At 70.3% G+C, this 6,115-nt stretch carries 5 protein-coding genes; 4 read left to right on the forward strand and 1 reads right to left on the reverse strand.

Going from position 1 to position 6,115, the window contains the following annotated elements:
• Positions 1–104: 104 nt before the first annotated feature.
• From FRZ03_RS12945 to FRZ03_RS12960, 4 genes are all read left to right on the forward strand, one after another.
• The gene (locus FRZ03_RS12945; protein ID WP_180328904.1) at positions 105–896 is read left to right on the forward strand and encodes an ATP-binding cassette domain-containing protein; all 792 of its coding nucleotides are present in this window, start codon (positions 105–107) and stop codon (positions 894–896) included.
• Positions 893–2,200, forward strand: a complete 1,308-nt coding sequence (locus FRZ03_RS12950) for a sugar ABC transporter permease (protein WP_146465289.1) — start codon at positions 893–895, stop codon at positions 2,198–2,200. Before FRZ03_RS12945 ends, FRZ03_RS12950 begins: the two co-directional genes overlap by 4 nt.
• 133 nt (positions 2,201–2,333) lie before the next feature.
• Complete coding sequence (dxs, locus tag FRZ03_RS12955; protein WP_146465290.1) at positions 2,334–4,262, forward strand: 1-deoxy-D-xylulose-5-phosphate synthase; 1,929 nt, start codon at positions 2,334–2,336, stop codon at positions 4,260–4,262.
• Between the two features lie 152 nt (positions 4,263–4,414).
• Entirely contained in the window at positions 4,415–5,923 is a 1,509-nt protein-coding gene (locus FRZ03_RS12960) for an amino acid permease (RefSeq protein ID WP_146465298.1), read from the forward strand.
• Positions 5,924–5,941: 18 nt separating this feature from the next.
• Here FRZ03_RS12960 and FRZ03_RS40260 read toward each other — a convergent pair.
• Positions 5,942–6,115, reverse strand: a 174-nt coding sequence (locus FRZ03_RS40260) for a PIN domain-containing protein (RefSeq protein ID WP_464862249.1), incomplete at its 5' end; no start/stop codon positions are given.

A 6,115-nucleotide genomic window follows, 5' to 3' on the forward strand; every position in this document is an offset into this window, starting at 1 on the left:
CGGCGCTCCGCGACACATACAGCCCCGCAAGCTCGGCGCGGGGCGCCGGACGCACCCCCCAACTTTTTCTGCACAACCTCCCGCCGGGTCAGGCGGCGAAGGAGATGGTTCACGTGTCCGCTACGCCCGTGCTGGCGTTGCGCGGGGTCTCCAAGCGGTTCGGTGCCGTCCAGGCGCTCACCGACGTAGAGCTTGAGGTCCACGCCGGTGAGGTGGTCGCCCTGGTGGGCGACAACGGCGCCGGAAAGTCCACGCTGGTCAAGACGATCGCCGGCGTGCATCCCATCGACGAGGGCGTCATCGAATGGGAAGGCCGGGCCGTCCAGGTCAACCGGCCCAACGACGCCCAGTCGCTGGGCATCGCGACGGTCTACCAGGACCTCGCGCTGTGCGACAACATCGATGTCGTCGGCAACCTCTACCTCGGCCGGGAGCTGCGCAAGTACGGCGTCCTGGACGAGGTCGAGATGGAGCGCCGCTCCCGTGCGCTGCTCGACCAGCTGTCGATCCGCATCCCCAGCGTCCGCATCCCGATCGCCTCCCTCTCCGGCGGCCAGCGCCAGGTGGTGGCCATCGCCCGCTCCATGCTCGGCGAGCCCAAGCTGGTCATCCTGGACGAGCCGACCGCCGCCCTCGGCGTCGAGCAGACCGCACAGGTGCTCGACCTGGTGGAGCGGCTGCGCGAACGCGGCCACGCCGTCATCCTCATCAGCCACAACATGGCCGACGTCAAGGCCGTCGCCGACAAGGTGGCGGTGCTGCGGCTCGGCCGCAACAACGGCGTGTTCGAGGTCGCCTCGACCTCTCAGGAAGAGATCATCTCCGCCATCACCGGCGCCACCGACAACGCCGTCACCCGGCGTGCGGCGCGTAGCACCAAGGAGGTCCAGAAGTGAGCCTGGACAAGACCTCCACGCCTCCCGAGGACCACGCTCCCCAGGACGCCGTCGTGGAGAACCCCGAGGCGGCGGCCGGCACCGTCACCGCCGTGGACCCCCGCCTGCTCGTGCGCGAGCAGGGCTTCGCGGGCTACATCACCGAGTTCAAGCGGAAGATGAAGGCCGGTGACCTCGGCTCGGTCCCGGTCATCATCGGCCTCGCGGTCATCTGGATCATCTTCCAGAGCCTGAACTCCAACTTCCTCACCGCGGGCAACCTCTCCGACATCTCCGTCGACATGGTCGGCACGGGCATGATCGCCGTCGGCATCGTCTTCGTGCTGCTGCTCGGCGAGATCGACCTCTCGGTCGGCTCGGTCTCCGGTGTCGCGGGCGCCTCCTACGCGGTGCTGACGGTCACCCACGGCATGTCCGCCTGGCTCGCCCTGGTGCTGTCCATCCTGGTCGGCACCGTCGCGGGCGCGCTGCACGGCTTCTTCTTCGCGAAGATCGGTGTCCCGGCGTTCGCCGTCACCCTGGCCGGTCTGCTCTTCTGGAACGGCTTCATGCTCCAGATCCTGGGCGACAGCGGCACCATCAACCTGGACAGCGAAGGCCTGGTCGCCAAGCTGACCAGCTACTACTTCTCCGACGTCGCCGCCGCCTACGGGCTCGCCCTCGTCGCCACCGTGCTGTTCTTCCTCACCTCCTTCCTGGGCAACCGGCGCCGGGAGGCGGCCGGGGTGCCCTCGCGGCCGCTGAGCGAGACGATCCTGCGCACGGTGCTGCTCGCGATCGTGTCCTTCGCCGCCGCGGCCGTCTACAACCAGTACAAGGGCCTGCCGCTGGCCGTCGTGATCTTCCTCGCGATGCTCGTGATCACGGACTTCGTGCTGCGCCGCACCGCCTACGGCCGCAAGGTGTTCGCGCTCGGCGGCAGCGTCGAGGCGTCCCGCCGCGCCGGCATCAACGTCAACCTGGTGCGCATCTCGGTCTTCGCGATCTCCGGCACCTTCGCGGCCATCGGCGGTCTGATGCTGGCCTCCAAGATCGCCGCGGCCAACCAGGGCGCTGGCAGCGGTGACCTGCTGATGAACGCGATCGCCGCGGCGGTCATCGGCGGCACCTCGCTCTTCGGCGGCCGCGGCCGCACGTGGAACGCGCTGCTCGGTGTGCTGGTGATCGTCTCGATCCAGTACGGCCTCGCGCTTGAGGGCATCGCGTCGCCGGTGCAGTACATGATCACTGGTGGTGTGCTGCTCGCGACCGTGGTGATCGACGCGATCACCCGTAAGACGCAGAAGACCGCAGGGCGGGCGTAACACCCCCCGTTCCGGCGGACCCACGTGCCCGGCACCCGCAAAGGTGCCGGGCACGTTCATGCCGAGCGCTACCGGAAAGTTAGACTCTGGCGAGCCCGGGAAGCTCGATCAGCTCTATTGCAAGGAGGCACGGGTGCCGCTGCTGACCCGCATCAGGGGACCGCGCGATCTGGACCGGCTCAGCCTGGAGGAGCTGGACCAGCTGGCAGGGGAGATCCGCACCTTCCTCGTCGACGCCGTGTCCAAGACCGGCGGACACCTCGGCCCCAACCTGGGCGTGGTCGAACTCACCATCGCCCTGCACCGGGTCTTCGAATCCCCGAAGGACAAGGTGCTGTGGGACACCGGTCACCAGTCCTACGTGCACAAGCTGCTCACCGGCCGGCAGGACTTCTCCCGGCTGAAGATGAAGGGCGGCCTGTCCGGCTACCCCGCGCAGGCCGAGTCCGAGCACGACGTCATCGAGAACAGCCACGCCTCCACGGTGCTCGGCTGGGCCGACGGCATCGCCAAGGCCAACCAGCTGATGCAGCGCGACAGCCACGTCGCCGCCGTCATCGGTGACGGCGCGCTCACCGGCGGCATGGCCTGGGAGGCGCTCAACAACATCGCCGCCGCCAAGGACCGCCCCCTCGTCATCGTCGTGAACGACAACGAGCGGTCGTACGCCCCCACCATCGGCGGCCTCGCCAACCACCTGGCCACCCTGCGCACCACCGACGGCTACGAGCGCTTCCTCGCCCGCACCCGCGAGGTGCTGGAGAAGACCCCCGTCGTCGGCCGGCAGCTGTACGAGACGCTGCACGGCGCGAAGAAGGGCCTGAAGGACTTCATCGCCCCGCAGGGCATGTTCGAGGACCTCGGCCTCAAGTACGTCGGCCCGATCGACGGCCACGACATCGAGGCGCTGGAGTCCGCGCTGGCCCGCGCCAAGCGGTTCGGCGGTCCGGTCATCGTGCACTGCCTCACCGAGAAGGGCCGCGGCTACCAGCCCGCCCTCCAGGACGAGGCCGACCGCTTCCACGCCGTCGGCAAGATCCACCCGGACACCGGCCTGCCGATCGCCGCCTCCGGCGCCGACTGGACCTCCGTGTTCGGCGAGGAGATGGTGAAGCTCGGTGAGGAGCGCGAGGACCTGGTCGCCATCACCGCGGCCATGCTCCAGCCGGTCGGCCTCGACAAGTTCGCCAAGCGCTTCCCCGACCGGGTGTACGACGTCGGCATCGCGGAGCAGCACGGCGCCGTCTCCGCCGCCGGTCTCGCGCACGCCGGGGTGCACCCCGTCTTCGCCGTCTACGCCACGTTCCTCAACCGCGCCTTCGACCAGGTGCTGATGGACGTGGCGCTGCACAAGTGCGGCGTCACCTTCGTCCTGGACCGGGCCGGGGTCACCGGCACCGACGGCGCCTCCCACAACGGCATGTGGGACATGTCGATCCTCCAGGTCGTGCCCGGCCTGCGGATCGCCGCGCCGCGCGACGCCGACCAGGTGCGGGCCCAACTGCGCGAGGCGGTCGCCGTCGAGGACGCGCCGACCGTGGTCCGCTTCTCCAAGGGCGCCGTCGGCCCCGCCGTGCCCGCCGTGGGCCGCGTCGGCGGCATGGACGTGCTGCGCGAGGCGGGCACCGACCGCCCGGACGTGCTGCTGGTCTCGGTGGGCGCCCTCGCCCCGATGTGCCTGGAGATCGCCGGCCTGCTCGACCAGCAGGGCATCTCCACCACGGTCGTCGACCCGCGCTGGGTCAAGCCGGTGGACGAGGCGATGGCCCCGCTGGCCGAGCGGCACCGGGTCGTCGTCACCGTCGAGGACAACAGCCGTGTCGGCGGCGTCGGCTCGACCATCGCCCAGGCGCTGCGCGACGCGGGCGTGGACGTGCCGCTGCGCGACTTCGGCATCCCGCCGCGCTTCCTCGACCACGCCTCGCGCGCCGAGGTGCTCACCGAGATCGGGCTGACCGCGCCCGACATCGCCCGCCAGGTCACCGGTCTGGTCGCCAAGCTCGACGGCCGGTTCGACCGTACGGCGCAGACGGTGGACTCCGTGGAACCCGCGCGCGACTAGGACGAGCGCTCCGGTCCGGGCCGGTTCCGCCCCTCCTTGCGGTGGCGGAACCGGCCCGGGTGCGTAAGCCTGCCTGTCACGGGGCACTCGCGTCCCGGTCCTGTCGATCGTGTCGAGCCGGATCGAGGACGACAAGCGTGGGAGGCAGCAACGTGACCAGCTCGCTCTTCCGGACGAAGAACGTCGAGCAGTCGATCAGGGACACGGAAGAACCGGAACACGCGCTCAAGAAGTCCCTCTCCGCGCTCGACCTGACCGTTTTCGGTGTCGGTGTCATCATCGGTACCGGTATCTTCGTGCTGACCGGGCAGGTGGCCAAGAACAACGCCGGACCCGCGGTCGCCCTGGCCTTCGTCGCGGCCGGCGTGGTCTGCGCCCTCGCCGCCCTGTGCTACGCGGAGTTCGCCTCCACGGTCCCGGTGGCGGGCTCGGCCTACACCTTCAGCTACGCCTCGCTGGGCGAGCTGCCCGCCTGGATCATCGGCTGGGACCTGGTCCTGGAGTTCGCGCTCGGCACCGCCGTGGTCGCGGTCGGCTGGTCCGGCTACATCCGCTCACTGCTCGACAACGCGGGCTGGCACCTGCCCGGGTACCTCTCCGGCCGGGACGGCGCCCACGGCTTCGGCTTCGACATCCTCGCCGCGGTCCTGGTGCTGGTGCTCACCGCCATCCTCGTCCTCGGCATGAAGCTCTCGGCCCGGATCACCTCGCTGGTCGTCGCGATCAAAGTGGCCGTGGTGCTCGTCGTGATCATCGCCGGTGCCTTCTTCGTCAACACCGACAACTACCGCCCGTTCATCCCGCCGGCCCAGCCGGTGCCGCCCGGCGGGAGCCTCAAGGCCCCGCTGGTGCAGCTGATGTTCGGCTGGGCGCCCGCCAACTTCGGCGTGATGGGCATCTTCACCGCGGCCTCCGTGGTGTTCTTCGCCTTCATCGGCTTCGACATCGTGGCCACCGCCGCCGAGGAGACCCGCAACCCCCAACGGGACGTGCCGCGCGGCATCCTCGGCTCGCTGTTCATCTGCACCGTGCTCTACGTGGCCGTCTCCGTCGTCGTCACCGGCATGCAGAAGTACACCCGGCTGTCCGTGGACGCCCCGCTCGCCGACGCCTTCAAGGCCATCGGCCACCCCTGGTACGCGGGCGTGATCAGCTTCGGCGCCGCCATCGGCCTGACCACCGTGTGCCTGATCCTGCTGCTCGGGCAGACCCGGGTCTTCTTCGCGATGAGCCGGGACGGGCTGCTGCCGCGCTTCTTCTCCCGGGTCCACCCCCGCTTCAGGACCCCGCACCGGCCGACCATCCTGCTCGGCGTGGTCATCGCGATCGTCGCCGGTTTCACCAGCCTCAGCGAACTGGCCGAACTGGTCAACATCGGCACCCTGTTCGCGTTCGTGGTCGTCGCGATCAGCGTGATCATCCTGCGCAGGACGCGCCCCGACCTGCCCCGCGCCTTCCGCACCCCGTGGGTCCCGTTCGTCCCCGTCGTGTCCGTGCTGGCGACGCTCTGGCTGATGCTCAATCTGCCCGCCGAGACCTGGCTGCGGTTCGCCATCTGGATGGTGATCGGCTTCGTCGTCTACTTCCTCTACGGCCGCACCCACAGCCGCCTCGCCGAGCGGGGACGGCCGGAACCGGAGCCCGCGCCGCCGGCGCCCTGAGCGGCCCGCCCGGCCGGTTCAGCCGCGCACCGTCCGCGGACCGGCCACCCGCGCGCCCAGCGCGCCCACCCGCCGGCGCAGCTCACGGTCGGCCGTGACGACCAGACAGGTACGGCCCGCGCCCTCGGCCGCCAGCTCCACGATCCGGTCGTCCCCGCTGCCGGGCGCCTCCACCACCCGCACCCCGGGCAC

The sequence above is a fragment of the Streptomyces misionensis genome (assembly GCF_007896895.1).
In the GTDB taxonomy this organism is placed as follows: domain Bacteria; phylum Actinomycetota; class Actinomycetes; order Streptomycetales; family Streptomycetaceae; genus Streptomyces; species Streptomyces misionensis_A.

Excerpts from the sequence above, each read along its gene's own strand:
- FRZ03_RS12945 (WP_180328904.1), top strand. The coding sequence starts at position 105 with ATGGTTCACGTGTCCGCTACGCCCGTGCTGGCGTTGCGCGGGGTCTCC.